Origin of the sequence: uncultured Pseudoxanthomonas sp., assembly GCF_947498795.1 — a bacterium.
Taxonomy (GTDB): domain Bacteria; phylum Pseudomonadota; class Gammaproteobacteria; order Xanthomonadales; family Xanthomonadaceae; genus Pseudoxanthomonas_A.
This window is the reverse complement of record NZ_CANMLQ010000002.1, coordinates 497,725-524,243: the sequence shown is the minus strand read 5'-3', so window position 1 is coordinate 524,243 and position 26,519 is coordinate 497,725. Positions and strand designations below refer to the sequence as shown.

General features: G+C 67.3%; 18 protein-coding genes and 5 tRNA genes. 7 read left to right on the top strand and 16 right to left on the bottom strand.

Going from position 1 to position 26,519, the window contains the following annotated elements; all coding sequences use genetic code 11:
* Window positions 1–63: 63 nt before the first annotated feature.
* Window positions 64–1,176 (top strand): NAD(P)/FAD-dependent oxidoreductase, encoded by a 1,113-nt coding sequence (locus Q0907_RS08640; protein ID WP_299343287.1) that lies wholly within the window; start codon window positions 64–66, stop codon window positions 1,174–1,176.
* Window positions 1,177–1,244: 68 nt separating this feature from the next.
* Complete coding sequence (locus Q0907_RS08635) at window positions 1,245–2,024, top strand: ferredoxin--NADP reductase (protein WP_299343285.1); 780 nt, start codon at window positions 1,245–1,247, stop codon at window positions 2,022–2,024.
* 18 nt (window positions 2,025–2,042) lie between these two features.
* Here Q0907_RS08635 and Q0907_RS08630 read toward each other — a convergent pair whose 3' ends face one another.
* A complete protein-coding gene (locus Q0907_RS08630) occupies window positions 2,043–3,104 on the bottom strand; it encodes an SGNH/GDSL hydrolase family protein (RefSeq protein WP_299343283.1) in 1,062 nt (353 codons plus the stop codon).
* A 148-nt stretch (window positions 3,105–3,252) separates the two neighbouring features.
* On the opposite strand from Q0907_RS08630, the gene Q0907_RS08625 reads away from it, so the two are divergent.
* Window positions 3,253–4,023, top strand: coding sequence for an alpha/beta hydrolase (locus Q0907_RS08625; protein WP_299343281.1), 771 nt, complete (start codon window positions 3,253–3,255; stop codon window positions 4,021–4,023).
* On the opposite strand, the gene Q0907_RS08620 is transcribed toward Q0907_RS08625, so the two are convergent.
* The 3 genes from Q0907_RS08620 to Q0907_RS08610 form a co-directional block, all read right to left on the bottom strand.
* On the bottom strand, window positions 4,008–4,403 hold the full coding sequence (locus Q0907_RS08620; RefSeq protein WP_296281226.1) for a hypothetical protein: 396 nt from the start codon (window positions 4,401–4,403) through the stop codon (window positions 4,008–4,010). The two genes, Q0907_RS08625 and Q0907_RS08620, sit on opposite strands and share 16 nt — an antisense overlap.
* A 10-nt stretch (window positions 4,404–4,413) precedes the next feature.
* A complete protein-coding gene (locus Q0907_RS08615) occupies window positions 4,414–4,896 on the bottom strand; it encodes a glutathione peroxidase (protein WP_296281227.1) in 483 nt (160 codons plus the stop codon).
* Window positions 4,897–5,203: 307 nt separating this feature from the next.
* A complete protein-coding gene (locus tag Q0907_RS08610; protein ID WP_299343278.1) occupies window positions 5,204–7,237 on the bottom strand; it encodes an amidohydrolase family protein in 2,034 nt (677 codons plus the stop codon).
* Window positions 7,238–7,380: 143 nt separating this feature from the next.
* On the opposite strand from Q0907_RS08610, the gene Q0907_RS08605 reads away from it, so the two are divergent.
* Complete coding sequence (locus Q0907_RS08605; protein WP_299343277.1) at window positions 7,381–9,567, top strand: M3 family metallopeptidase; 2,187 nt, start codon at window positions 7,381–7,383, stop codon at window positions 9,565–9,567.
* A gap of 333 nt (window positions 9,568–9,900) precedes the next feature.
* Here Q0907_RS08605 and Q0907_RS08600 read toward each other — a convergent pair whose 3' ends face one another.
* Window positions 9,901–10,788 carry a DnaJ C-terminal domain-containing protein gene (locus Q0907_RS08600; RefSeq protein WP_299343275.1) on the bottom strand — a complete coding sequence of 296 codons (888 nt, stop codon included), beginning with the start codon at window positions 10,786–10,788 and terminating at the stop codon, window positions 9,901–9,903.
* A 130-nt stretch (window positions 10,789–10,918) separates the two neighbouring features.
* The gene (locus Q0907_RS08595) at window positions 10,919–11,362 is read right to left on the bottom strand and encodes an Hsp20/alpha crystallin family protein (protein WP_296281235.1); all 444 of its coding nucleotides are present in this window, start codon (window positions 11,360–11,362) and stop codon (window positions 10,919–10,921) included.
* 145 nt (window positions 11,363–11,507) lie between these two features.
* On the opposite strand from Q0907_RS08595, the gene Q0907_RS08590 reads away from it, so the two are divergent.
* Together Q0907_RS08590 and Q0907_RS08585 are read left to right on the top strand one after the other, a co-directional pair.
* A complete protein-coding gene (locus tag Q0907_RS08590) occupies window positions 11,508–11,987 on the top strand; it encodes a peroxiredoxin (RefSeq protein WP_296281236.1) in 480 nt (159 codons plus the stop codon).
* Window positions 11,988–12,065: 78 nt separating this feature from the next.
* Window positions 12,066–12,740, top strand: coding sequence for a hypothetical protein (locus Q0907_RS08585; RefSeq protein ID WP_296281238.1), 675 nt, complete (start codon window positions 12,066–12,068; stop codon window positions 12,738–12,740).
* A 2-nt stretch (window positions 12,741–12,742) separates the two neighbouring features.
* Here the strand turns inward: Q0907_RS08585 and pbpC are convergent, their stop codons facing one another.
* From pbpC to Q0907_RS08560, 5 genes are all read right to left on the bottom strand, one after another.
* Complete coding sequence (gene pbpC / locus Q0907_RS08580; RefSeq protein ID WP_299343272.1) at window positions 12,743–15,094, bottom strand: penicillin-binding protein 1C; 2,352 nt, start codon at window positions 15,092–15,094, stop codon at window positions 12,743–12,745.
* Window positions 15,095–15,236: 142 nt separating this feature from the next.
* Complete coding sequence (locus Q0907_RS08575; protein WP_299343862.1) at window positions 15,237–20,132, bottom strand: alpha-2-macroglobulin; 4,896 nt, start codon at window positions 20,130–20,132, stop codon at window positions 15,237–15,239.
* A gap of 138 nt (window positions 20,133–20,270) precedes the next feature.
* Window positions 20,271–22,961: a DNA gyrase subunit A gene (gene gyrA, locus Q0907_RS08570; RefSeq protein WP_299343270.1), complete on the bottom strand. Its 2,691-nt coding sequence runs from the start codon at window positions 22,959–22,961 to the stop codon at window positions 20,271–20,273.
* Between the two features lie 289 nt (window positions 22,962–23,250).
* Window positions 23,251–23,325: transfer RNA gene (locus Q0907_RS08565), tRNA-Val, on the bottom strand.
* A gap of 60 nt (window positions 23,326–23,385) precedes the next feature.
* Window positions 23,386–25,008, bottom strand: a complete 1,623-nt coding sequence (locus Q0907_RS08560; protein ID WP_299343268.1) for a glutamate synthase-related protein — start codon at window positions 25,006–25,008, stop codon at window positions 23,386–23,388.
* 143 nt (window positions 25,009–25,151) lie between these two features.
* On the opposite strand from Q0907_RS08560, the gene Q0907_RS08555 reads away from it, so the two are divergent.
* Window positions 25,152–25,298: a hypothetical protein gene (locus Q0907_RS08555; protein WP_296281243.1), complete on the top strand. Its 147-nt coding sequence runs from the start codon at window positions 25,152–25,154 to the stop codon at window positions 25,296–25,298.
* Window positions 25,299–25,314: 16 nt separating this feature from the next.
* On the opposite strand, the gene Q0907_RS08550 is transcribed toward Q0907_RS08555, so the two are convergent.
* The 5 genes from Q0907_RS08550 to pgsA all read right to left on the bottom strand — a co-directional run bounded on the left by Q0907_RS08550 (window position 25,315) and on the right by pgsA (window position 26,516).
* A tRNA-Leu gene (locus Q0907_RS08550) sits at window positions 25,315–25,401 on the bottom strand.
* A gap of 113 nt (window positions 25,402–25,514) precedes the next feature.
* Window positions 25,515–25,590: transfer RNA gene (locus tag Q0907_RS08545), tRNA-Gly, on the bottom strand.
* 29 nt (window positions 25,591–25,619) lie between these two features.
* Window positions 25,620–25,693: transfer RNA gene (locus tag Q0907_RS08540), tRNA-Cys, on the bottom strand.
* Window positions 25,694–25,802: 109 nt separating this feature from the next.
* A tRNA-Gly gene (locus Q0907_RS08535) sits at window positions 25,803–25,878 on the bottom strand.
* Window positions 25,869–26,516: a CDP-diacylglycerol--glycerol-3-phosphate 3-phosphatidyltransferase gene (gene pgsA / locus Q0907_RS08530; RefSeq protein WP_299343266.1), complete on the bottom strand. Its 648-nt coding sequence runs from the start codon at window positions 26,514–26,516 to the stop codon at window positions 25,869–25,871. The genes Q0907_RS08535 and pgsA overlap by 10 nt, the downstream gene beginning before the upstream one ends.
* Window positions 26,517–26,519 lie beyond the last annotated feature (3 nt).

Sequence of the window (26,519 nt, the reverse complement as noted above, 5' to 3'; positions counted from 1 at the left end):
ATCGCCGCTCCGCGAACGGCCTGCACGCTGCACGCCTTTCCGTGATGGAGCGCGTGCCAGATCATGCAGGATTGCCGTTATGACGTGATCGTCGTGGGGGCCGGCTTCGCCGGCCTCGCCTGCGCACGGGAACTTGCCATGCATGGCCTGCGGGTCTGCGTGATCGACCGCAAGCAGGACCTCGGCGAACGCATGCACACCACCGGCATCCTGGTACAGGAAGCCTGCGATGCGCCGCTGCTGGCCGGCTTGCCGCCGGCACTCGTGCGTGCCGTGCCGCACGTGCGCCTGTACGCCCCCAACCTGCGCAGCGTGCGGCTCGGCGCGGAGGGCTATCGCTTCTACACCACCGATACACCGGCGCTGCTGCGCTGGATGGGCCAGCGCGCCGAAGCCTGCGGCGTCGAGCTGAAACGTGGCCTTGCCTTCCGTGACGCCACCCGTACGACAACCGGATGGCGGCTGGACGGCATCGGCGAGGCCCGCGTGCTCGTCGGCGCCGACGGCGCACGCTCGCGGGTCGCGGAGAAGCTGGGGCTGGGTCGTGTGGACCAGTATCTCCATGGCGTGGAATACGAGTTCGACGGCTTCGCCCTGCGCGAACCCGATGCCCTGCACTGCTTCATCAGCAAGCGCTTCGCGCCGGGCTACCTGGGCTGGGTAGCGCAGACACCGACCGGCGTGCAGGCCGGTCTCGCCCGGCGATACCGCTCCGGCGGCACGCATGTGCCGGACATGGCGGGCTTCCTGCAGCACGTCGCGCCGATGACCGGACTGTCCGTCACGCGACGACCCGACAGCATCCGCGCGGGGCTGATTCCCTGCGGCGGTCCGGTCCGGCCCATGCAGCGCGACGACGTCGTGCTGATCGGCGATGCGGCCGGCATGGTGTCGCCGCTGACCGCAGGCGGCATCCATGCCGGACTGACGCACGGCGCGATGGTGGGACGCAGCCTGGCCCGTTCCCTGTCGGGACGCGCCGGGCCGGATGTGGCGTCGCCGCCGCCGGTCCCGGGGTTCGCGTTCAAGCGCGCCCTGCGATGGGCCTTCGACCACGCGCAGTTCGATGTTCCGGTGAACCTGCTGCTGGCGGCACGTCCGATGCGGCGCGTCGTCGAGCAACTCTGCTTCCACCGGCGCGGCGATCCGCCCCCCGCCCCGGCGGCGGGCGATTGAGCAGGATCAAGGCCGTCGAATGCGGGTCGGCTACAATGGCGCGTCGCTTCACTCGCCTGACTTCCCCCATGTCCTCTGCGTTCGGCACCGAGACGGTGCTCGACGTCCGTCACTGGACGGACGCCTACTTCAGCTTCACCACCACCCGCGACGACGGTTTCCGCTTCGAGAACGGCCAGTTCGTCATGATCGGGCTGGAAGTCGACGGCAAGCCGCTGCTGCGCGCCTATTCGATCGCCAGCGCCAACTGGGAAGAACAGCTCGAGTTCTTCAGCATCAAGGTGCAGGACGGCCCGTTGACCTCGCGCCTGCAGCACATCAAGCCCGGCGACACCGTGCTGATCGGGCGCAAGCCGACCGGCACGCTGCTGATCAGCGACCTGCATCCCGGCCGCAACCTCTATCTCCTGGGCACCGGCACCGGCCTGGCGCCCTGGCTGTCGGTGATCAAGGACCCGGACACCTACGAGCGTTTCGACAAGGTCATCCTGACACATGGCGTGCGCCATGCCGAGGACCTCGCCTATCGCGACTATTTCGAGAAGGAACTGCCGCAGCACGAGTTCCTCGGCGAGACCATCCGCGAGAAGCTGCTGTACTACCCGGCGGTGACGCGCGAGGACTTCGTCCACCAGGGGCGCCTGACCGACCTGATGGCCAGCGGCGCGATGATGGACAGCCTGGGCATTGCGCCGCTGGATGCGGAACACGACCGCGCGATGATCTGCGGCAGCCCGCAGATGCTGGCCGATTTCCGCGCCCTGCTCGACGGCCGCGGGTTCACCGCCGCGCCACGCATCGGCACGCCGGGGCAGTACGTGTTCGAGCGCGCTTTCGTCGAAAAGTGAGCGCGACCCGGTGGCGACTCACTGCGCTCTGCAGGTCTCGCTGCCGCGCAGTGCTTCGCCGCCCAGGCGTGAAGCCAACTCCTGGGACGTGATGGGCGTGATGCCGGCGCCGAAGCGCTGGTTCACCACGTGCACAAGCGCTTTCGCCCACAAGGCATTCCAGACCGTGCCGGCGTGCCCGTCCGACAGGATCGCGTGGCAGGGCGCATCGCCCTGCGTGTTGGTGACGACCAGGTCCTCGCCGATGCGGACGGCCTTGTATGCCGCGCGAGCCGTCGCGTCGCGGCCACCCCACAGCGCTGCGAACCAGGCCCGGTCGTCGAAGAAAGCGATGCGGGGATCCCGCACCGCCATGGCCTTCAGCGCGGCGTCGTAGCGATCCAGTGCGCGGGTGATGTTGGCCTGTTCGCGCGCTGACGACCAGCGTCGTACGTTCTCGCCGATGTTGGCGTTGTCGAAGATGCCGACCAGCACCACCCGCGTATCGGGATGGTGGCGATGGAGGTACGACACCGCCGCGCGTACATCGTCGATGCATCCGTCGATCTCCGCTGCCACGGCAGGATCGTCGGCGGAGGCGGCCAGCCGCTCGAGGTGCTCACGCTGGCCGAAGCTGTTCACTCCGATGCGGACGACGACGATGCCTCCCCGCCACGCGGCGGGTACTTCGTCCATCTGCTGCACGAGGTGCGGCACCTGGCGCTGTACGTTCATCAGGTCGTTGCAGACCGCGCCGGACACGGCGAAGTTGTAGCCGAAGTCCTCCTTCTCCGGCGTCCGCGCCGGCAGGCCCAGCGCCTCCTCCACCATCGCAACGATCCGTCGGCTGCCGGAACGGCCCCAGTGCCCCTGGTCGACTTCGCCGCCGCGCAGGCGATGCAGCCACTCGGTCCATTGCCATGTCGTGTCGTGGAAGACGCCACCGCGCGCGCCGTCTTCGCCCGTGAACTGCGTGCGGTCGTGGTAAGCGTGACTGTCCGAGTCGCCCACCACGGCCAGCGGCACCGGTGCCGCGAACGATGCGTCCGCACAGATGCCGGCACACGCCAGCAGCGCGAACGCCCACGCCTTCTTGACCACCGTCATCTCCCGGAAACTTGTTTCCCGCATGACGCATAGAACGCCAAGCCCGTCGCGGTCGGGACATGGCGCTGCGTCCAGCCCCGCGTGCACGCGCGCGTCGCCTGGCCGATGCTAGTCTCCGCGCATCGCACGCGGGGAGCACGGTATGGTAGGCACGGGGAAACGGTGGGTCGTGATCGTGATGGCGCTGGCGCTCGCGGGCTGCCTGCCGGCGATCGATGCCCGGGCGCCCGTGCCGCAGGCGCTGGTGCCGGCGGCGTCACCACCCACGCGCCTGGTGGTGGTGCTGCCCGGACGCGGCGACGACGTGCAGGCGCTCCGCGAAAGCGGCATCGCGCCGGCCATCCAGTCAGCGTGGCCCGATGCGGATGTCGTGCTCACCGGGCTTGGCTTCGCCTATTACATGCAGGGACGCGCGCCGCAGCGGCTGCACGATGAAGTGATCGTGCCCGCCCGTGCCCGCGGTTATCGCGAGGTCTGGCTGATCGGCGCCTCCATGGGAGGCATGGGTACGCTCATGTACGACCGCGCCTATCCCGGCGACGCCGATGGCCTGGTGCTGCTGGCGCCCTATCTGGGCGACCGCTCGCTGGTGAAGGACATCCGCACGCGGGGCCTGCGGCAGTGGGACGCGGGGCCCGTACCGGCCGAGGTGGATGCGAGCAACTACCAGCGCGAACTGTGGCGCCACCTGCAGGGCTGGCAAGCCGATCCGGCACGTACGCGCTCCGTCTGGCTGGGCTATGGCGCGGAGGACCGGCTGGCCGACGCCATGCCGCCGCTGGCCGGACTGTTGCCGGCGGACCACGTGGTCGTGGCAGAGGGCGGCCATGCGTGGAAGGTGTGGTCTCCCCTCGCCCGGCGCATGCTCACGGACGCCGGCCCTGCACGCCTGGACGCTCAGCGTTCGCCGTAACGCAGCCAGCGGATCGCCGCGGCTTCGTCCGCGAAGACACGCGCATCGAAGCCGTTCTCGTTGGCCAGCAGGCCGGCGAACTCCACCTCGGGCAGCTGTTCGGCGTGCTTCTCCACGTACGCGATGCGGACGGCCTCCATCCCCTGCCCCTGCATGGCCTGCACGAACTGCAGCAACTGCGCGGGCGGAGGCGGCAAGCCTTCCATGTCGTCCACCACCAGCAGAGACGGCGGCGTGAGCCGACGCACTTCCTCCGCGATGGCCTGCCAGTACGCCAGCGTCGTTTCCAGCGTGCCGTTCGTACCGGTCACCCACGCGCGCAGTCCGTAGTCGGTGGTACCGAACGCGATATGGAACGACGGGGCGTGCACACCGCTCATGCCGTCGCGCTCAACCCAGTGCGGCGCGGATGTCGCCCGCCAGCGATTCCGGCGTATCGGTAGGCGCATAGCGCTTGATGACCCGTCCGTCGCGCCCGACCAGGAACTTGCTGAAGTTCCACTTGATCGCGCTGATGCCCAGCAGGCCACCCTTCTCTTTCTTCAGCCATTTCCAGAGCGGATGCGCACCGTCGCCATTGACGTCGATCTTGGCGAACATCGGAAAGGTCACGTCGTAGTTCAGCGAGCAGAAATTCCGGATCTCGGCCTCGTCGCCCGGCTCCTGGTGGCCGAACTGGTCGCACGGGAATCCCAGCACGACCAGACCCTGCGGACCGAACTCGCGCCACAGGGCTTCCAGGCCGGTGTACTGCGGCGTGAAGCCGCACTTGGAGGCCACGTTGACGATCAGCAGGGCCTTGCCCTGGTATTCGGACAGCGAGCGTTCGCGACCGTCGAGGTCCTGGGCGGAGAAATCGTAGGCGGTGGTCATGGGGTGATTGGCTCCGGGAAAGGCGCTATCAGACACCCGGCGCGTCCGCCGGGCAAGCCGCCGGGGAGCATGCCGCCCCACGGGAACGGGGTCCCGATTCGGCTACCGTGTCGATACGGACCCACGACACCGCCATGCACGACCCCAACCCCGCCAGCCATGTCGGCCTGTGCATCCTCTCGTGGATCTGGCGGCGCTGCGAAATCCTGGTGTGATTGACTGCTGTTGTGGGAGGGACGTCAGTCGCGAATGAAACGCAGCGGCAGTCTGATCGCGACTGACATCGCTCCCACAACGTCATTTCGGCTTACCGAGCCGGCTGTACCTTGATGGCTGGCGCGAACGGCGTGATCCCCAGCGCTTCGTGGATCTCCGCCGGGTAATACGCCCGGCCATCCTTGATGACCAGCGCCAGCTTGCGGATGTCCGCGATGTTGGCGGTGGGGTCCCCATCCACCAGCACCAGGTCCGCGCGCTTGCCCGGCGTGATGGAGCCGGCATCGTCCAGCGTGCGGCTGTACTTCGCACCGTTCCAGGTCGCTACCTGCAGGGCCTGCGACGGGCTCAGTCCGGCCTGCACATAGAGTTCGAGTTCGCGCTGCAGGGTGAAGCCCGGCAGTTCGTCGGTCCCGGCGACCAGCGGGACACCCGCGCGGTACATGCGACCGGTGAAATCGACCAGCTTGTCGAAGCTGCGCTTGTAGCGCGCGCCGGTTTCATCGTCCTTGATGTCCATCTCGGCCGCACGCCGGCTGCGCTGCACGTCCGGCGGCAGGTGGTCGGCCACGTCGGCGACGATCGGCGACAGCTGTCCTTCGCGCTGGTGGATGAACTCGAACGTCGCCAGCGTCGGGTCGATGACGATCTGCTTCTTGGCCAGCTCCGCGATGAAGTCCTGCACCGGCTTGCTGTCGAAGTCCAAGCCATCGGTCCTGTCGGCGACCAGGTAGAAGCGCGCCAGCGTGCGCGTGTCGGTTTCCGGCGTGACGAAGAAGTTCAGCATCACCTGGTTGATGTGCTGGATCTCGTCGTAGCCCTGCTCCACCACGTCCTGCGCGCGCAGGAAGGCCGGTACGTGCCCGCTGACCCGCAAGCCGCGCTGGTGGGCGTAGGCCGTCGTGTCGCGCAGAATCTCCTTCGGGAACGAGTTGTAGATCTTGATCTGCGGATAATGGTGGTCGGCGTACCAGTCGATGGCCTGCTTCGCGCCGGCCAGGTCCTTCACCACGAATCCGCCCTGTGACGAATGCGGACTCTGACCCTCGATGTAACCCGCGGGAATCACCCGCGGATGCATCAGCGTGCCGGCCTTCACTTCCGCCATCAGCTGCTGCAGCGTCGCGTTGTCGTTGCCCATGTCGCGCGTGCTGGTCACGCCGGCCGCAAGATGCAGTCCGCCTTCCCAGCTGCCCGCATGCACGTGCATGTCGTAGAGGCCGGGCAGCAGCACGCGATTGCCGGCGTCGATCACGATGTCGGCCGCGACCCTCGATTGCCCGACCGGCGACACCGATAGGATCTTGCCATCCCGCACGACGACGTCCGCGGCGGCGCCAAGGACCGCATTCTCGCTGTCGAACACGCGCGCGTTGCGGATCAGCGTGGTGCCCGGCAACGGATGCGCCAGGCGTTGCTGCAGCGCTACCAGCGCTTCACGCTCGGCGACCTTCTGTCGCGCTTCCAGTGCGTTGGCGCTGCCCTGCCAACCGTCCTCGATCAACTGCAGGAACCCGGGATAGATGTAGGCGAACATGCGCGGCACGGCGTCGCGCGTCACCCACACGAAACTCGGCGTGAACCCGATGCCGGTCAGCGCCACCAGGTCGACCGTCTGGGTCTTCCCGCCGCTGGCGATCTGCATCGAGGCAACCTTGCGCTGCGTCAGCGTACCGCTGGGCACCAGCGGCAGCTTCCCGTCGGGACGCTTGGCCAGTGCGGCCAGCGCGACCGACGTGGCCGCAGGCGTGCCGCCCAGCGGCGTATACAGCGCGGTGCCGGTGTAGGCATGGGTGCCGCTGTCCGACGTGCTTTTCCAGGTACCGGTGTCGCCCGTGCGAGTGAACGTTTCGTCCACCGGCGCGCCGAACGTGGACGCGCCCTTGACCTGGTAGCGATCGAAGGTGCCGTCATCGCGCAGGCGGAATTCCTCCTTCAGTTCCGGACCGCGCCCGTTGTCCTTGAAGATGAAGTCGACGCGCGTCACGCCATCGTCGCCCACCGTGACCGTCTGCTCGCCGGCCTTCTTTCCGCCATCGACCAGGGCGACGTACTTCAGCGTCTCGGCAGCCAGCGCCGACGGCGCCAGCAACAATGCACAGCAGAAGGCAAGGACAGGCTTCACAGGACTCTCCGTCGGGGGCGCTCGGCGCATTCTGCCGCAGCGTGAAGGCACGCCGGGCCGGCGGCCCATGCCTTTCGTCATGGGTCCGGCCCATTTCGCTGGGTTACCCTTGGGAATCCACCTTTGTAAGGACGTCGCGCTTCATGACCACCCGCCTCGCCCTCGCGCTCGCCGCGACCCTCGGACTCGCCATGCCCGCCTACAGCCAGGCAGCAACGCCGGCCACCCAGGCCGCCCAGGCCGCCAACCCCTTTTTCGCGGAAAGCCCGCTGCCGCTGCACTACCCGCAGTTCGACAAGATCAAGGACAGCGACTTCGCTCCCGCCTTCGACGCCGGCATGGCCGAGCAGTTGAAGGAAATGGATGCCATCACCAACAACCCGGCCGCGCCCACGTTCGAGAACACCATCATCGCGATGGAAAAGAGCGGACAGGTGCTGGACCGCGCCACCACGGTGTTCTTCAACCTCGTGGGCACCGACACCAATGACGCGCGCAACAAGTTGCGTGCCGACTATTCCGCCAGGTTCGCCGCCCACGGCGATGCCATCAGCCTGAACCCGAAGCTGTTCGCGCGCATCAAGGCGCTGTTCGACAAGCGCAACGAACTGGGGCTGGATGCGGAAGGCGTTCGCCTCATCGAGCGTTACCACACCAGCTTCGTGCGGTCGGGCGCCAATCTCAACGACGCCGACAAGGCGACGCTCAAGAAGATGAACGGCGAACTGGCCTCGCTGGGCACCACCTTCAGCGACAACGTGCTGAAGGAAGTGAACGCGTCGGCGGTCGTGGTCGACGACGTGAAGCAGCTCGACGGCCTGACCGAAGGCCAGATCGCCACCGCAGCCGACGTGGCCAAGAAGCGCGGCCTGGAAGGCAAGTACGTGCTGACCCTGCTCAATACCACGGGCCAGCCGCCGGAGTCGCAGCTGACCAATCGGGCCCTGCGCCAGCGCCTGCACGAAGCTTCGGTCGCGCGCGGTAGCCGCGGCGGCGAATTCGACACCACCGCGCTGGTCTCGCGCATCATGAAGCTGCGCGCCGACCGCGCGAAGCTGTTGGGCTACCCGAACCACGCCGCTTACGGCCTGGAAGACCAGACCGCACGCACGCCCGAAGCCGTCAACGCGATGCTGGGCAAGCTGGCGCCGGCCGCGGTGGCCAACGCCAAGCGCGAAGCCGCCGACCTGCAGGCGATGATCGACCAAGAGCAGAAGGCCAAGGGCGAACCGACGTTCAAGCTCGAGCCGTGGGACTGGGCGTTCTACACCGAGAAGGTGCGCGCCGCGAAGTACAACTTCGACGAATCGCAGCTCAAGCCGTACTTCGAGATGAAGAACGTGCTGGAGAACGGCGTGTTCTTCGCCGCCACCCAGCTGTACGGCCTGACGTTCAAGGAACGCACCGACCTGCCGAAGTACCACGCCGACACGTGGACCTACGACGTGTTCAACGCCGACGGGTCGCAGCTGGCGATCTTCATCTTCGACCCGTATGCGCGCGACTCCAAGCGCGGCGGCGCATGGATGAACTCGTACGTGTCGCAGTCCGGCCTGACCGGCGACCAGCCGGTGGTCGCCAACCACCTCAACGTGCCCAAGCCACCGGCCGGCGAACCCACGCTGATGACGTGGGATGAAGTGACCACCACGTTCCACGAGTTCGGCCATGCGCTGCACGGCATGTTCTCCGACGTGAAGTACCCGTACTTCAGCGGCACCAGCGTGCCGCGCGATTTCGTCGAGTACCCGTCGCAGGTCAACGAGATGTGGGCCGACTGGCCTTCGATCCTGGCGAACTACGCCAAGCACCACAAGACCGGCGAAACGATGCCGCAGGCGCTGCTGGACAAAGTGATCGCAGCGTCCAAATTCAACCAGGGCTTCGCGACGACCGAGTATCTGGGCGCCGCGATGCTCGACCAGCGCTGGCACCAGATCACCGCCGACCAGGTACCGGATGCGGCTGGCGTGATGAAGTTCGAAGCCGATGCGCTGGCCGCGGACGGCATCAACTACAAGCCGGTGCCGCCGCGCTACAAGACGCCGTACTTCAGCCACATCATGGGCGGCTATTCGGCCGGCTACTACGCCTACATCTGGTCGGAAGTGCTGGACGCCAACAGCGTGGAATGGTTCAAGAACAACGGCGGCCTGAAGCGCGAGAACGGCGACCACTTCCGCAAGACCCTGCTGTCGCAGGGCGGCAGCCAGGATGCGATGAAGCTGTTCCGCGACTTCGCCGGCCACGATCCGAAGATCGAGCCGCTGCTGGAGAAGCGCGGCCTGACCGCGCCGTCCAGCGCACCGGCGGGCAAGCCCGTCAAGTAAGCACTCGACGCATCCCGACGCGTTCCATCACGCCACCTTCGGGTGGCGTGATGCTTTCAGGGCCGGGAACGTCCATCGCCGGTCGCGGGGTTCTCCACAGCGGGTGTGGATGACGCGTGCACGAAACTGTGGATAACCGCGCGACGGCCTTGCACGACGGGCCTGTCAAGATGGATGGCGAAATTTTCGCCATGCTCCGGCACGCGTGACGGCGGGCGATGTCGCAATCCCCCGAACTCTGTAGGAGCGGGCCATGCCCGCAATGCTCGCGAACCGGATTCATGAAAAGCATCGCGGGCATGGCCCGCACCTACAACGAGGGCATGCGCTGCCTCACGCGTTTCCGAATGCTTTGGCCAGCTTGCTGTAGGCCTTGCGCTGCTCGTCCGTCTCCGCACGCGGCGCGGTGACTTCCAGCTCGACGATCTGGTCCCCGGGCGGCGTGCCGGGCAGGCCGCGGCCGCGCAGGCGCAGTTTGCGGCCCGTGTCCGAATCCTGCGGAATCTTCAGTTCGACCTCGCCCCCCAGCGTCGGCACGCTGACGGTCGCGCCCAGTGCCGCCTGCCACGGCGTCAACGCCAGCACATGGATGATGTTGCGGCCGTCCACGTCGAACTGCGGATGCGGTGCGTATTCGACTTCCAGCAACAGGTTGCCGCCCTGGCTGCCCTGCCCGCCCAGCCGGATCACCTGGCCCGGCTTGACGCCCTTGGGTACCTTCACGTCCAACTGCTTGTTGTTGACGTTCACGCGCACGCTGCCGCCGTCATGGACCGCCTGCAGCGGCACGGCCAGCTTGGCGCGCGAATCGCGCGACGGCTGCGGCCCACGCGGCGCACCCTGTTCGGCGCGGGCACGGCGGCCGAACAGGCCTTCGAAGAAATCGCTGAACCCCCCGCTTCCGCCGCCGGCACCGCCGAAGATCTCCTCGTAGTCGAACTCCTGCGATCCCGCCCCACCACGCCCGAAGTCCGGTGGCGGACGGAACTCTTCGCCGGGCCGGTAGCCGCGCGCCCGCAACTGGTCGTAGGCCGCGCGCTTCTGCGGGTCGCGCAACGCCTCGTAGGCCTCGTTGACGGCCTTGAACTGGTCCTCGGCGCCAGGCTCCTTGCTGACGTCCGGATGGTACTTGCGGGCGAGGCGGCGGTACGCGGTCTTGATCTCCGCGTCGCCGGCGCTGGGTTCCACGCCCAGTACCGCGTAATAGTCCTTGAACTGCATGGAATCTCCGCAGACGGATGCCGCGCGACCGCACGGCATCGGAAAAAGAACGGCCCGCGACGCGGGCGCCACGGGCCGATTCTATCGCTACGCCCGTGGCCCTGCCGGGGTGCGGCAGAGACCCGGCGGATCACTGCACCTGGATGCGGCGCGGCGTGGTCTCCGGCTTCTTCGGAATGTCGATCTGCAGCACCCCGTGCCGGCCGGTGGCGGTAATGCCGTCGGGGTTGGCGCTGTCCGGCAGCGAGAAGCGGCGGTAGAAGGTGCCGTGCACGCGCTCCATGCGCGAATAGCGGCTTCCCTCGTCCTTCTTCTCGGACGCGCGTTCGCCGCGCAGGGTCAGGATGCCCTTGTCCATGTGGATCTCGATGTCCTGCGGATCCACGCCCGGAATGTCGGCCAGGATCACGAACCGGTCGGCATCCTCGCGGATGTCCACGCGCGGCGCCCACTGGCTCGTCACGACGTTGGACTGGTCGGCGTCAGCTTCGCCCAGGAAGCGGTCGAAGACCTGCTTGATCTCGTCCTGCAGGCCGCGGGCGTTGCCCCAGGGGTTGTACTGCACGATGCTCATGTCGATGTCTCCTCGAAAAGGGCGCCATCACGGCGGCGCCGATGCCGGGGAAATAGGCGCGCGCCCGCTGCTTTCAAGCCCGTGACGATCCGACCACGCGGGCACGCTACACTGGATTCAGTTTCCGTCCAGACAAGGCAATCCCATGAGCATCCAGGTAGGCCAGCGCATCCCCGAAGTCACCCTCAAGCGCATCCGCGAAGGCGTCGAGACGGTCGATACCGCCGCGCTGTTCGAAGGCCGCAAGGCTGTGTTGTTCGCCGTGCCGGGCGCGTTCACGCCGACCTGTTCGGAGAAGCACCTGCCCAGTTACGTGCAGCACTTCGACGACTTCCGCAGCCGCGGCATCGAGGTGTTCTGCGTATCCGTCAACGACCCCTTCGTCATGCAGGCATGGGGCAAGACCCAGCACGTGCCGGACGGGCTGCAGATGCTGGCGGACGGCAACGCCGACCTGGCCAAGGCCCTCGGCCTCGAGATGGATGCCAGCGCGTACGGCATGGGCATCCGCGCCAAGCGTTTCGCGCTGTACGCCGAGGACGGGGTGGTGAAGAACGTGTTCGTCGAGGCACCGGGCGAATACAAGGTCTCCGGCGCCGAGCATGTGCTGGAACAGATCGGCTGACGCATGGGTCGCCGTGGCGCCTCGGACGCTGCCTTGAGGGGATTGATCGCGGCACAGGTCAGCGTGCCGCGTCTGCAGATGAGCCTGCTGGTGCTGCTGACGGCTGCCAGCGGGTTCCTTGCATCCGTCGTGTTTTCCGCGGTCGGCATGGATGCGCTGTGGCTGCGTTATCCGGTCTGCGTGCTGGTCGCGTACGGCGTATTTTTGGCGCTCATCTGGTCGTGGCGTCGTCACCGTGAATGGGACCTCGGCAACCTTCCCTCCGGCGACGGCGCATCACCGTCGCCATCCGGCGGGAAGCACGAGTGGCAGGGTGGAGGTGGCCATTCCGGCGGTGGGGGCGCCAGCGCATCGTTCGACGCACCGGCCTCGCCACCCTCGCTGGCTTCCATTGATACCGTCCCGACGTCCGTAGAACTTCCCTCCCTCGACAACAGCCTTGATGCCGACGAGGCGCTGCCTGTCGTCGTGGTGATGGTGGTGCTGGGAGGCGCCCTGCTTGCGATAGGCTGGGTGATCTGGATTGCACCGGTGTTGATGGCCGAGCTTGCACTGGATGCCGTGCTGTCGGCTGGCCTCTACCGTCGCCTGAAACACCCGGGCACCGACGATCACTGGCTCTCCACCACGCTGCGGCATACCGGAAAGCCCTTCGCAGCGGCGATGCTGTCCCTCCTCGTTGCAGGCGCCGTGATGAATCTGCTGGTACCGAATGCCGCCTCACTCGGTGAATTCATCGCGCATTACCGCTGAGATCACTGCAACACGTTGAACCGCACCCTCGCCCACGCACCGCTGTCGGCCAGCGCGGTGAGCTGGTGCTGGCCAGGTTCGCCGAAGTCCTGCTGGAATGCCTGCGCGCCGTGCGTTTCGGCCATCCAGCGGCCGTCGAGCAGCCACTGCACACGGGTATCGGTACCGAGCGCGCGCAGTTGCAGGCGCACGCCATGCGGGCTGCCTGGCGCACGCGCAAGGGTGGCGAGGTCGTTGAGCCCGTCGATGCGCAGTTCCTCGCCCGCGTCGCGGCCGTCGGGCTGGCAGTCGGGCGACAGCCTCGGCAGGCGCGCGGCGTCGCGCTCGCGGGCCGGCAGCCACGGCGATGCCAGCGCGGGCCAGCGCGCGATCTCCGCGGGCCTTGTCTCATGCGAGCGGGCGCACTCACCGGACAGCCGCAAGCCGGTGCGCGCGTCCACCTCGAACCGTTCGCGTCCGGCATTCCACAGCCGCGCGTCGCGCTCGGGCAAGGTGGGCGGCACGTTGCCGCCCAGTGTCCAAGCATCGCGCTTGCGGTGGCACAGCGGCGTCGACTCCGTGTCCGCCAGCGTTCCCAAGGGCCAGCAGATCGCCTGTTCGATCACGCCGGCCGGGGGCGGCGTCGGCCCGGCATCCCCCGGCGCACGCGGCAGGCTGTCGATCACTTCGAACATCAATGGCAAGGCCGTCACCGCGCCGTACTGGCCGGGTAGCGGGGTGCCGTCGGGTCGGCCCACCCACACGCCGACGGTATAGCGGCGCGTGCTTCCCAATGCCCATGCGTCGCGGAAGCCGTAGCTGGTGCCGGTCTTCCACGCCACGCGCGGCCTGTTGCCGGTATCGAGTAGCCCGCTGCCGTACCCCGGGCGCGGATGCGCCTCCAGCACTTCGCGGATGATCCATGCCGCCCCGGGCGACAGCAGGCGTCGATCGGAGGCGGGATCCTCGTCCGTGTAACGCACGCGGCCGGACAGCCCGCCCCGGTTCAGTCCGGCGTACGCGCCCACCAGGTCTTCCAGACGCGCCCCCGTGCCACCGAGGATCAGCGACAGGTTGGGCTGCGCACCGCGCGGATAGCGCAGCACCAGACCGTTGTTCGCCAGCCGCGCGGAGAAGCGCGCCGGACCCACGCGATCCAGCAGGTCCACCGCCGGCACGTTGAGCGACAGGCGCAGCGCATCGGCCGCGCTGACGGGGCCGTTGAAGGCGGCGTCGAAGTTGCCGGGCCGATATCCGCCGAAGGACTGCGGCGCATCGACCAGCAGGCTCTCGGAATGGATCAGCCCATCGTCCAGCGCCAGCCCGTACAGGAACGGCTTGAGGGTGGAACCGGGAGAGCGCCAGGCCTGCACCATGTCCACGTGTCCCAGCCGTTCGCGATCGCCGAAGGCGACCGATCCCACGTAGGCACGGGCCTGCATCGTCGCGTTGTCGACCACCAGCAGGGCGGCCGACGTGCGCGCCGGCAAGGTGGAGAAGTAGCTGTGGACGCGTTCTTCCAGGGTCCGTTGCAGGCTGGCGTCGAGCGTGGAGACGATGCGCGATGCGCGCGGTTGCTGCCGACGCAGGCGCTCGGCCAGCAACGCAGCGCTCAACGGGGCCTGCAGGCTGCGGGCGACGACGGGCTCGATGCGGGCATCGTCGACATCGGCCTTCGACCAGACGCCGAGATCGACCATCCGCTGCAGCACTTTGTCGCGCGCGATGCGCGCGGCGTCGGGATGGCGGTCCGGGCGCAAGCGGCTCGGCGACTGGGGGAGCACGGCGAGTAGCGCGGCTTCGGCATGCGACAGGCGCGCGGCCGGCTTGCCGAGGTAAGCCCAGCTGGCCGCGTCCACGCCCTCGATGGTGCCACCGAACGGCGCACGCTCCAGATAGAGCGTGAGGATCTCGCGCTTGGAGAGATGGGCTTCCAGCTGCACGGCGCGCAGCATTTGCTTGGCCTTGCCCCAGGGTGTGCGCGAGTGCCGGTCCAGCATGCGCGCCACCTGCATGGTCAGCGTCGATCCACCGGACACGACGCGCCCATGGCGGACGAACTGCCCGGCGGCGCGCACCAGCGCCCACGGGTTAACGCCGGGATGTCGCCAGAACCAGCGGTCTTCGTAGTTCAGCAGGGCCTGCAGGTAGAGCGGCGATACCGTCTCGGGCGTCGCGGGATAGCGCCAGACACCCTCGCGGTCGGCGAAGGCACGCAGTGGTGTGCCGTCACGCGCGACGACCAGGGTGCTGGTGTCGCGGGTCTTCGGGAGCGGTGGCGGGAATGCGAGGTCGAGAAGCAGCAGTCCCACGAGCCCGGCGACAGTCGCCCAGCGCAGACAGCTCAAGAGCCTGGGAAAACGCCGCTTTCGCATGGAGGCTCGTAGCGCCGTGTATGACCGTGGGAGCGACGTCAGTCGCGAATAGGCTCCTTCGGTCATCTGTCGCGACTTACATCGCTCCCACGGCGAACAGGTGTGCGGAGCCTTCTCCCCGCATGTGTGGAGAAGAAATGCCTCACGGCTGCACCACCGTGATCGTCGCCGGCGAAGCCCTGCCGACACCGCGGATGTCCGGACGGTACATGTCTTCCACCAGCGACGGGGGGACGGTGTACGTGCCCGGCGTCACCGCGCGGACCAGGTAGAAGAGCTTGGCGGTATCGCGGCGCTCCAGCTTCAGCGCCGCCACGTAGCGGTCATCCCGGAACTCCTCGTGCTTGACGTCGGCGGCGCTGCCGCGATCGCTGATCGCGATGCCGTCCACGACCACCTCGGCCCATTGCTTGGCGTCGCCCAGGTTGAAGTTTTCGATCTCCAGGCCTGCCGGCAACAGGTCGGTGAACAGTGCATCCGGCATGGCGACGTTGGCGGTGATGCCGACGCGCACGATCAGCGCTTCGCCTTCCTTCAGTGACCCGCCCTTCCACTCCTGCCCATCCGTCGTGTAATAACGGCGCTCGATGCCGATCTGGCGATCATCGGGTGCCGGCGCATTGCGCGGAATGCCTGCCACGTCCAGCGAGGCGTACAGCGGCGGCGAGCCTTCCGGGGCGAAACGCACGCCACGTGCCAGCGTCGCGTAGTCGACGCTGCGGCCGAACAGGCGTACCGGCGCGATCACCTCGGCGTCCCCACCGATGCTCCACTGGCCGGAGACCAGCTTCTTCTGGTCCACCATCAGCGCCTTGCCCAACCTTGCCAGCGCCACCTGCTCCTGCGTGCTCAGCCACATCCAGCCACTGTTGCGGCGCGCATCCAGTTCACGGCCCAGCGAGATCGCCCGGCGGTCGTACTCCGGCTTGGCGAGCTTGCGCTCGTGCACCAGCGCGATCATCAACGCATCATCGCGCAGCTTCGTGCCGTAGTCGCCCAGGTACTCCGGCCGGTCGCCGGTCTTGGCGAAGCCTTCGGCGATCGCCTTCGCGCCACGCGCCTTGTCGCCCTGCAACGTCAACGCGATGCCCAGGTGCACCAGCGGCAGGCCGGTGAGCGTCTTGCCGCGCTCGTTGTCGTACAGCGCGCGCAGCGTGCCCAGCGGTGCGCGGTTGACGCGTGCGAGCACGTAGCCGGCATAGGCCTGGTTGGCGAACTTGAGGTGGTCGCGCCGGTCGTAACCGTAGAACTGCGCGCCACCGGCCAGCAGGTCTTCGTTGAGGCGGGTGAGCGCCTTCTGCAGCACGGTGTCCGGCACGGCGAATCCACCCTCGCGCGCGTCCAGCAGGAACTCGGCGATGTACGGCGTCAGGCCCGGATTGACATAGTCGTCGTCGCCCCACATGGAGAAATGGCCGTTTGCCACCTGCATTGATGCCAGCCGACCGAACGCGCCTTCCATGCGCTCGCGGCGCTTCTTCGCCTCCAGTCCATCGATGCCCAGCAGCTTGGCGGTGGCGTCGTCCAGTTCCAGCGCCGCATAGCCCTTGCTGGTGGTCTGCTCCGCGCAACCGTACGGATACTCCAGCGCGCCTTTCAGCGCACTGGCAAACGGAATCGGTGGCAGCGCGGAGACGGTCATGCGCGCGGTCACCGAACCCGGCATCAGTCCGTCGGCGAAGCCCGCGCCCATGTCCACCGGCACCAGGCTGTCCAGCACCTGCGTGCGCGAGCGCAGCACCGCCGGCCAGCCCGCGCGCACCGGCACGTCGTAGCGACGATCGACCTTGAAGCCGTTGCCTTCGACGCGCACGCGTACCTGCGCGGTGGTATAGCCCTCGCCCGCCGTGATCGGGAACGTCAGCGTGCGTTTGGCGTCGATCGCCAGGTCGGCGGCCTTGCTGCCGTCACCGATGGTGAGCGGTCCCTCGCCATTCACCAGCACCTTGAACGCGCCGGCCTTGCCGGTGAAGTTCTGCACGTCCAGCGTCACCGTGCTCCTGTCGCCAGGCGCCAGCACCCGCGGCAGGCTGGCTTCGGCGACGATGGGCGCGCGCACGACCGTCTCGCGGTCGCGGTTGCCGTACCGCGTGTCCGAATAGACCAGAGCCGACACGCGCAGCGTGCCGTTGAAATCGGGCACCTTCAGCGCTACGCGTGCGTTGCCCTTGCCGTTCAGCTTCACCGGCCCGGAGAACAGGTCCACCGTCTGCACGCGCGCGGTCGGCCGCTTGGCCTGGGGCAACGCCGACAGCGCCATGTCGCCGCCGAAGCGCATCTTCGCGCTGCCGCCTTCGAAGCTCTCGATCACGCGTCCGTAGATGTCGTACGCATCCACCCCCAGCCGGCGCTGCGCGAAGAACTGCGCGTTGGCGTCCGGCACGGGGAAGCGGGTGATGTTGAGGATGCCCACGTCCACCGCAGAGACGGTGACATGGGCGGTCTGGCCTGCGAGTTCCGGCACGCTGACGGTGACCGGCAGGTTCTGCTCGGGACGCATCTGCTTGGGCACGGACAGGCCCACCGCCACGCGGCGGTCGCGGCGATCCATCGGCACATGCGCCACGCCGACCGCACGCGCCGGCGTGATCTTGCTGGGCGCCGAGCCGCCACGGAACACCAGCGCGGTGACGTAGACATCGTGGCGTTCCCATTCCTTGGTCACGGGAATCGAGAACGTGCTGCCCGGCTTGGCGTCGATCGCCTGCACGTACAGCATGCGGTCGCTCTCAACCATCAGCAGGCCCTTGCCGGCGTGCGGCGGCGTGACGGTGACCTTCAAGGTGTCGCCGGCCTTGTAGCCGGTCTTGTCCAGCGCCAGCTTGACCTTGTCGGGGCGCGCATCGAGGCCGCGGTTCTGGTCGTCCCAGCTCCAGCCGGCACGGAACGGGTAACGCGTGGTCAGGCCGGTCGCCGGGTCGAACACATCCAGCCGGTACTCGCCCCACTCCACCGGGAAATCGATCTTCGACGCTCCCGTGCCAACGTCCAGCGCGCGCGTGTCCTTGTTCTCGAAGCGACGGGTGAAGTCGTAGTCCCAGCCGCCGTCTTCGTCGTAGTTCCAGTGGTAGTCGCGCAGCTCGCGCACCAGCGTCGCCTTCAGGCCCCTGCCGGGTCGCGGCTTGCCGGCCGCATCCACGCGCACCAGTTCGAAGCCCGCGTTGCCGTTCGCGTCCGCGCCGTCCTTGTCGTCGAACAGCGGGCGGATGCCGACCAGTGCGTCGGCAGGCCACAACACGCGCTTGAGCGTGCGGTTCACCGTCCTTCCGCCGGTCTCGTACACGCTGCCGGACACCAGCGCGGCGATGGTGCTGCGCGGCTTGGCTTCCGCCGGCAACGCGATGTCCTCTTCCAGCACCCCGGTCTCGCCGAGCGTGGTGTCGATGACATCCTTGGCCTCCTTCGGCAGTTCCATCGTCGGGTCACCGAAGAAATAGCCCGGCAGCTGCTCCAGCGGATGCTGTTCCACCGCCACCGCCAGCTTCGCGGTAAAGCGGTTGCCGCCGGCCGGCGCGCCATACAGGTAGGCCGCTGTCGCCTTGAGCTTCAGCGGCTGGCCCGGCTTCAGCACCGGCGCCGCGTCCAGGTCCAGCTTCATGCGCTCGGGCAGGAACTCCTCGATGCGCAGCGTCATGCCCTGCACCGCCTCCTTGCTGGCCGGATCGGTGCGGAACTCCACCTGCCAGCGACCCGTCGGCGCTTCCACCGGGATCGCCTGCTCGAAGCTGAAATAGCCCTGCGCGCCCGGTTGCAGGCGCGTTTCGCGGAAGACCTTGCCGTCGGGCTGCTTGAAGCGCAGGAAGACGGGCTGTCCGCCCCCCTGCTTGGGTGCCGGCACGGGCTTGCCGTCGTTGTCGCGCAGCAGGGCGGAGATGCGCACGGTCTCGCCGGGACGGTACAGATCGCGTCCCGACCACGCGAACACGTCGAACCAGGCCTGCTCGCGACCGGCGACGGCGAACTCGGACAGATCGAGCGCCGGCTGGTTGAACGGCAGCATCGATACGTCCTTGCCGCGCGTTGCCACCAGCACGTGGCCGGCGTCAAGCGTGTAGTTCAGCAGCGCATTGCCGTTGCCGTCGGTCTCGCCGGCCAGGATCGCTTCGCCGCGCGCGTCCAGCACTTTCAGTTCCACGCTGCCGGTCGCCGAGCCGTCCTGCAGCGAGGCGGTATGGACGAACAGCTTGTCCTTGTACGCGCGCGTGTGGAGGCCGATGTCGCTGACGGTGAAGAATGCGGTCTCGAATTCGCCGGCGAACTTGCCGGTACGTTTCATCACCGCGAAATAGAGGCCGGGATCCTGAAGCTCGCGGATATCCTGGATCGGCAGGTAGGTCAGCACGCGCTCGTTCGGCTTGCCACCCAGTACGAAGCGGTTGAGGTACACGGGTTCGGCCAGCTTGCCCAACGGCGTGCTGTCGCCGTACTCGCTGTCCAGGTCCCAGCTGCCGCGGCGGCCGCCGCGCTGGTATTCGGCGAAGAACTTCGGCAGCTGCTTTTCGGTGACGCGCAGGAATTCCACGTCCACTTCCGGCACGTTGATCGACACTACGGGCAGTCCGCGGCTCTCGCGCGCCGGCAGCACGCTGCCCTGCGACGCAAAGCCGACCGCCGGGTCGAGTTCGCCGGTATGCACCTTGCGGGTGTCGTCCTTGCCCAGGCGCGTGCCGTCGGCAGCGGACATGCCAGCCTTCAGCGTGACCTCGTAATCCTTCGCCGCTTCGACCGACGGGAAGCGCAGGATCATGCCCTTGTCGTCGAGCACCCAGCTGCCCTTCACCACCGCGCCATTGGCATCCTTGACCACCAGCAGCGTGTCGAAGTCCTGGGAACTGACCAGGGGCTGGCTGAACTCGAGCGCGATGGCGAGGTCGCCATCGTGCTGGTCCGGATAGACCCCCACGAGCGCGAAGCCCTCGACTTTCGCGGCCTGCGCCTTGATCGGCTCGCCACTGGCCTCGGGCAGCTGCCCGGATTCGTTGCGCTTGCAACCGGCGAGCGACGCCGCTGCGATCAGGCCAATAAAAAACGCGCGCATCCAGCGGCTGCGCGCGCTACGGGTGTTGCGAATTGCCGATCCCATGTGCCATTCCCTGCCGTGGTCGTACCGGCAGTATAGAACGCAGGAATGACAGTGGCGGGTTCAAGCCCCGCGCACTTTCATCTCACGCGGCGATCAGGCCTCCGGCGGCGCATCGGTGGCCTCCGGCACGGGGGTGCCTGCCGCCACCACGCCGTCGACCGCCTCGTCCTCGTCCAGCGAGGCGTCGAGGCGCTCCACCGCCTGCAAGGTCTCGCCGTCCGCCAGGCGGATCAGGGTGACGCCCTGGGTATTGCGCCCCACCTGGGAGATTTCCGCCGCGCGCGTACGTACCAGAGTGCCGCCGTCGGAGATGAGCAGGACCTCGTGGTGGTCGGACAACTGGATGGCGCCGACCAGGCGGCCGTTGCGCTCCGTCGTCTTCAACGCGATCACGCCGCGGGTGCCGCGCCCCTTGCGCGGGTAATCGACCACCGGGGTACGCTTGCCGTAGCCGCGTTCGCTGGCGGTCAGGATGTCGCCATCGCCATCGATGACGACCAGGCTGACCACTTCGGACCCGGCCTCGGCGATCGTCGTGCCGCCCTCGCCGTCGGCCGCTTCGCCCTCGTCCTGCTCACCCTCGCCGTCCGCATCGGCGCCTTCCGCCAGCCGCATGCCGCGCACGCCGGTGGCGGTACGGCCCATGGCGCGCACCAGCGATTCGGAGAACCGCACGGCACGCCCGTTGGAGGCGAACAGCATGACGTCGCGCTCGCCATCGGTCAGCGCCACGCCCACCAGCGCATCGCCCTCATCCAGGTTGATGGCGATCTTGCCGCGCGCCAGCTTGAACGCGAACTCGGTCAGCGGCGTCTTCTTCACCGTGCCGTTCTTCGTGGCGAAGAAGACGAACTTGCCTTCCTCGTAGTCGCGCACCGGCACCACGGCCTGGACCTTCTCGCCGGGTTCCAGCGGGATCCAGTTGATGATCGGCCGGCCGCGCGCATTGGAGCCGGCCTCGGGCAGCTGGTACACCGGCAGCCAGAACACCTTGCCGCTGCTGGTGAAGGTCAGCAGCGTGTCGTGCGTGTTGACCAGCCACAGCTGGTCGATGAAATCCTCTTCCTTGGTCGCTGCCGCGCTGCGGCCGCGGCCGCCGCGCTTCTGCGCGCGGTAGGCGCTGGCCGGCTGGCGTTTGGCGTAGCCCGCATGCGACAGCGTGACCACCATGTCCTCCGGCGCAATCAGGTCCAGGATGTCCAGGTCTTCTTCGCTGTGGCGGATCTCGCTGCGGCGCTCGTCGCCGAACTCGGCCTTGACGTTCAGCAGCTCGTCGCGGATCACCTGCAGCAGCACGTCCGGATTCTCGAGGATGCGGATCAGGCCGGCGATGGTCTCCAGCAGCTGGCGGTACTCCTCGGTGAGCTTTTCCTGCTCCAGGCCGGTCAGGCGGTGCAGGCGCATTTCCAGGATCTGCGTGGCCTGGGCCTCGCTGAGCTGGTAGCGGCCGTCGACGAAGCCGATCGCGGCCGGCAGGTCTTCCGGACGCGAGGCCTCGGCGCCTGCGGCGGCGAGCAGCGCGCCGACCAGACCCGGCTCCCAGGTCTTGGCCAGCATGCGCTCGCGCGCTTCCTGCGGGTTGGCCGATGTCTTGATCAGCTCGATCATCTCATCGATGTTCGCGAGCGCGACCGTCAGGCCTTCCAGGATGTGGGCGCGGTTGCGCGCCTTGCGCAGTTCGAAGATGGTCCGGCGGGTCACCACTTCGCGGCGGTGGCGCACGAACGCTTCCAGCATCTGCTTCAGGTTCAGCAGCTGCGGGCGGCCGTCGACCAGCGCAACCATGTTGATGCCGAACACCGACTCCATCGGCGTCTGCAGGTACAGGTTGTTGAGGACCACCTCGGCCGACTCGCCGCGCTTGACCTCGATGTAGATCCGCATGCCGTCCTTGTCGGACTCGTCGCGCAGCTCGCTGATGCCCTCGAGCTTCTTCTCCTTCACCAGCTCGGCGATCTTCTCGATCAGCCGGGCCTTGTTCACCTGGTACGGGATCTCGGTGACGATGATCGATTCGCGGCCGTTGTCGTCGTTGACCTCGATGTCGGCCTTGGCGCGCATGCGCACACGGCCGCGGCCGGTGCGGTAGCCGGCCACGATGCCGGCGGTGCCGTTGATGATGCCGCCGGTGGGGAAGTCCGGGCCGGGGATGTACTGCATCAGCCCGTCGACATCCAGTTCCGGGTTGTCGATCAGCGCGATCAGGCCGTTGACCACTTCCGAGAGGTTGTGCGGCGGGATATTGGTGGCCATGCCCACGGCGATGCCGGCCGAACCGTTGACCAGCAGGTTCGGGAAGCGCGTCGGCAGGACCGTCGGCTCCTGTTCCTTCTCGTCGTAGTTGGGCTGGAAATCGACGGTTTCCTTGTCGATGTCGGCCAGCAGCTCATGGGTGAGCCGCGCCATGCGCGCTTCGGTGTAACGCATGGCCGCCGCGGCGTCGCCGTCGACCGAGCCGAAGTTGCCTTGGCCGTCGACCAGCATGTAGCGCAGCGAGAACGGCTGCGCCATGCGCACCAGCGTGTCGTAGACCGACTGGTCGCCGTGCGGGTGGTACTTACCGATCACGTCACCGACGATGCGGGCAGACTTCACGTGCGGCTTGTTGGCGTGGTTGCCCAGTTCGTTCATGGCGAACAGGACGCGCCGGTGGACGGGCTTCAGTCCGTCGCGGACATCCGGAAGCGCGCGCCCCACGATCACGCTCATCGCGTAATCGAGATAGCTGCGACGCATCTCGTCTTCGAGGTTGACGGGGATGATTTCCTTGGCGGTCTCGGCCATTCGGGTTCCGTGTTTCTCTGGTTGTCTCGGGCCCGAATCCGGGCCAAAACACGCCTAGCCGACGAAGGTCGGCGAGGCAGCGACAGGCGGGGATTCCGGCGGGTTCTGCAACCGGTGGAGTGTACCACAGCAGGCGCGCCAGACCGACGGTTTCAGCCGGGGAAACAAGCACTTATGCGCCTGCTCGCCCTACCCGGGAAGCGGTGGCCGACGCGGCCGCCCATGCACTCCCGCGCAGCTCCGTTCGGGAACGAAAAAGCCCGGCCGAGGCCGGGCTTTTCGCTGGAACTGGTGGGCGGTACAAGTTTCGAACTTGTGACCCCTGCCGTGTGAAAGCAGTGCTCTACCGCTGAGCTAACCGCCCGAAATCATCGGGGCGCGAATGATAGCCGTCGACCGGGGGGGCGGTCAACGCACCCGCCGGTCAGCGGTCCTTGGTGTCGCACAGTGCACTGACCCGCCGCGGCGGCGCGAAACAGTCGCTGCGCGCATCCGGCCAGAAGTCGCGGAACACCGCGTGCGTGGGGACCCCCGCCAGCAGCTCGCCCGGCGCCAGGAACTTGTACAGCGCTGCCAGTGAACGCACTTCGATGGGCGACACCCGCCTCAGGATGTGCTCGGGCCCCAGCTGCTGCGGATGCTCGAGGCCGGCCGCGCACAGCATGTCGCGCAGGGCCTTCAGCGTGTTGTCGTGGAACTGCTGCACGCGCACGGACTTGTCGGACACATCCAGGTGCTTCCAGCGCTTCGGGTCCTGGGTGGCGACACCGGTCGGGCAACGGTTGTTGTGGCAGCTCTGCGCCTGGATGCAGCCCAGCGCGAACATGAACCCTCGCCCGGCGTTGCACCAGTCCGCCCCCATCGCCATGGTCCGGGCGATGTCGAAGCCACTGATGATCCTGCCTGCCGCACCGATCCGGATGCGGTCGCGCAGGTTCAGTCCGACCAGCGTGTTGTGGACCAGCAGCAACGCCTCGTGCATCGGCACGCCGACATGGTCGATGAATTCAGCGGGCGCGGCGCCCGTACCGCCTTCGGCCCCGTCCACCACGATGAAGTCCGGCAGCAGCCCGGTCTCGTGCATCGCCTTGGCGATGCCGAACCACTCCCAGGGGTGCCCGATCGCCAGCTTGAAGCCGGTGGGCTTGCCACCCGACAGCTCGCGCAGGCGAGCGATGAACTGCAGCAGCTCCACCGGCGTGGAGAACGCGGAGTGCTTCGCCGGCGAGACGCAGTCGTGCCCCATCGGCACCCCGCGCGTGGCGGCAATCTCCGCGCTGACCTTGGCGGCCGGCAGCACACCGCCGTGGCCGGGCTTGGCGCCCTGCGACAGCTTCACCTCGATCATCTTCACCTGCGGCGACCGCGCGTTCTCGGTGAAGCGTTGTTCGTCGAATCGCCCTTGGTCGTCACGGCAACCGAAGTACCCGGAGCCGATTTCCCATACGAGGTCCCCGCCCTTCTCGCGGTGATACGCAGAGATCGAGCCTTCGCCGGTGTCATGGTAGAAATTGCCGCGTCGCGCGCCTTCGTTCAGTGCACGCACCGCGTTGGCGGACAGCGAGCCGAAGCTCATCGCCGAGATGTTGAACACGCTCGCCGAATACGGCTGCGCCGTACCCGCGCCGATGACGATGCGGAAGTCGTGCGAGTCCACGCTCGCGGGCGCCATCGAATGGTTGATCCATTCGTAATCCACGCCATAGACATCCTGCTGGCTGCCGAACGGGACCACGTCGCTGACACCCTTGGCACGCTGGTAGACCAGCGCGCGCTGCTGCCGCGAGAACGGCACCTCGGCGGTATCGCCCTCGATGAAATACTGGCGGATCTCGGGACCGACCGATTCCAGTCCGTAGCGGAAATGCGCCAGCACCGGATAGTTGCGGCGCAGCGTGCTGCGCGTCTGCAGCACGTCCCAGGTACCGAGCAGCGCCAAGGCACCGAAGACGGCGACACCCCACCACGCGACCGGCCAGGCCAGCGCGAGTGCCAGCGAAACGAAGGCCAGCACGAGGCTGGCGGCATAGGCGAGGTAACGCTGCATCGGCAGTCTCCCGAGGGCCAGCGTCGATTCTATGCCATGCCCTGCGACGGCATGCCGCAGGCGTCCCGCACGGTTGATCCGGATCAATGCCCGCACCCATGCGCAATGCGAGGTTGACATCACCACAACCGGGAGAGCACGACATGCATCCGATCCTGCGCGAAATCCTGATGGAACCCGTCGGCTGGCTGGCCATCGGCGGCAGCATCGTCATGGTGGGAATCAGCGTCTTCGTGGCGCTGTTCGTCCGGCGCAAGGTGCGCGAAGAAGAGAAGAAGCGGCAGCGCTGAGGCGATAACGCGTGCGTGGTGCCCGGAGCCGGAATCGAACCGGCATGGCCTTGCGGCCGGCGGATTTTAAGTCCGATGCGTCTACCAGTTTCGCCATCCGGGCCCGGGGATAGCCTGCCTCACTGCGGCCGCCTTGGAAAGCGGCGTGCATGCGAATGCCAGGAACGACGAAGCCCCGCGGGCGGGGCTTCGTGCGTGCTCGACGAGGAGCATGTATGGAGCGGGAAAAGGGACTCGAACCCTCGACCCCGACCTTGGCAAGGTCGTGCTCTACCAACTGAGCTATTCCCGCATCGAAAGACCATCGCGGTCCTTCTGGTTTGGAGGCCTGGGTCGGAATTGAACCGGCGTACGCGGATTTGCAGTCCGCTGCATGACCACTCTGCCACCAGGCCGATGGCGACCGCGCCAGACTGGCGCAATCAAGGCACGTTTTCAAGGCGCCCTACAACACAAAACCCCGCGAACGGGGTTTTGTGGACCGTCCCTCTCAGGACGAAAAACTGGAGCGGGAAAAGGGACTCGAACCCTCGACCCCGACCTTGGCAAGGTCGTGCTCTACCAACTGAGCTATTCCCGCGTCGAGAGAGACGAAATTGTAGCGTCTTGTTCCGGCATGTCAACAGGCTTCCTATCGCCGTCGCGAAGGATCGGCCATGCCGCGATCAGGTACTGGATGCCCGACCACAGCGTCAGCAACGCAGCGATGGCCAGCAGCCAGTCGCCCAGCAGGAACACCCAGCGCCCCATCCAGATGTCGGCCAGCACCTGCTTGCCCGGCGTCGAGGCGTACAGCAGGCAGGACAATGCCACCATCTGCACGATGGTCTTGATCTTGCCCAGCGCGGCGACCTTCACCGTGGCGCGCTGGCCCAGTTCCGCCATCCATTCGCGCAACGCGGACACCGCGATCTCCCGACCCACGATGACCGCGGCCCAGATGGCCATCCACATGGTCGGGGTGTCCTGCACGATCAGGAACAGCGACACCGCCACCATCAGCTTGTCGGCCACCGGGTCCAGAAAGGCGCCGAAGGCGGAATACAGGTGGTAACGCCGGGCGATCCAGCCATCCAGCCAGTCGGTGACCGCCGCGAGCACGAAGATGAAGGCCGCCGCGAAGTTGGTCCACGAGTACGGCAGGTAGAACACCAGCACGAGCACGGGGATTAGCACGATCCGCAGCAACGTGAGCCAGGTGGGAACGGTCAACTTCATCGC

Excerpts from the sequence above, each read along its gene's own strand:
- Q0907_RS08560 (WP_299343268.1), bottom strand. The coding sequence starts at position 25,008 with ATGCAGCGTTACCTCGCCTATGCCGCCAGCCTCGTGCTGGCCTTCGTT.
- Q0907_RS08620 (WP_296281226.1), bottom strand. The coding sequence starts at position 4,403 with ATGAGCGGTGTGCACGCCCCGTCGTTCCATATCGCGTTCGGTACCACC.
- Q0907_RS08575 (WP_299343862.1), bottom strand. The coding sequence starts at position 20,132 with ATGCGCGCGTTTTTTATTGGCCTGATCGCAGCGGCGTCGCTCGCCGGT.
- Q0907_RS08635 (WP_299343285.1), top strand. The coding sequence starts at position 1,245 with ATGTCCTCTGCGTTCGGCACCGAGACGGTGCTCGACGTCCGTCACTGG.
- Q0907_RS08625 (WP_299343281.1), top strand. The coding sequence starts at position 3,253 with ATGGTAGGCACGGGGAAACGGTGGGTCGTGATCGTGATGGCGCTGGCG.
- Q0907_RS08615 (WP_296281227.1), bottom strand. The coding sequence starts at position 4,896 with ATGACCACCGCCTACGATTTCTCCGCCCAGGACCTCGACGGTCGCGAA.
- Q0907_RS08585 (WP_296281238.1), top strand. The coding sequence starts at position 12,066 with ATGAGCCTGCTGGTGCTGCTGACGGCTGCCAGCGGGTTCCTTGCATCC.
- pbpC (WP_299343272.1), bottom strand. The coding sequence starts at position 15,094 with ATGCGAAAGCGGCGTTTTCCCAGGCTCTTGAGCTGTCTGCGCTGGGCG.
- Q0907_RS08605 (WP_299343277.1), top strand. The coding sequence starts at position 7,381 with ATGACCACCCGCCTCGCCCTCGCGCTCGCCGCGACCCTCGGACTCGCC.
- Q0907_RS08640 (WP_299343287.1), top strand. The coding sequence starts at position 64 with ATGCAGGATTGCCGTTATGACGTGATCGTCGTGGGGGCCGGCTTCGCC.
- gyrA (WP_299343270.1), bottom strand. The coding sequence starts at position 22,961 with ATGGCCGAGACCGCCAAGGAAATCATCCCCGTCAACCTCGAAGACGAG.
- pgsA (WP_299343266.1), bottom strand. The coding sequence starts at position 26,516 with ATGAAGTTGACCGTTCCCACCTGGCTCACGTTGCTGCGGATCGTGCTA.
- Q0907_RS08600 (WP_299343275.1), bottom strand. The coding sequence starts at position 10,788 with ATGCAGTTCAAGGACTATTACGCGGTACTGGGCGTGGAACCCAGCGCC.
- Q0907_RS08595 (WP_296281235.1), bottom strand. The coding sequence starts at position 11,362 with ATGAGCATCGTGCAGTACAACCCCTGGGGCAACGCCCGCGGCCTGCAG.
- Q0907_RS08590 (WP_296281236.1), top strand. The coding sequence starts at position 11,508 with ATGAGCATCCAGGTAGGCCAGCGCATCCCCGAAGTCACCCTCAAGCGC.
- Q0907_RS08555 (WP_296281243.1), top strand. The coding sequence starts at position 25,152 with ATGCATCCGATCCTGCGCGAAATCCTGATGGAACCCGTCGGCTGGCTG.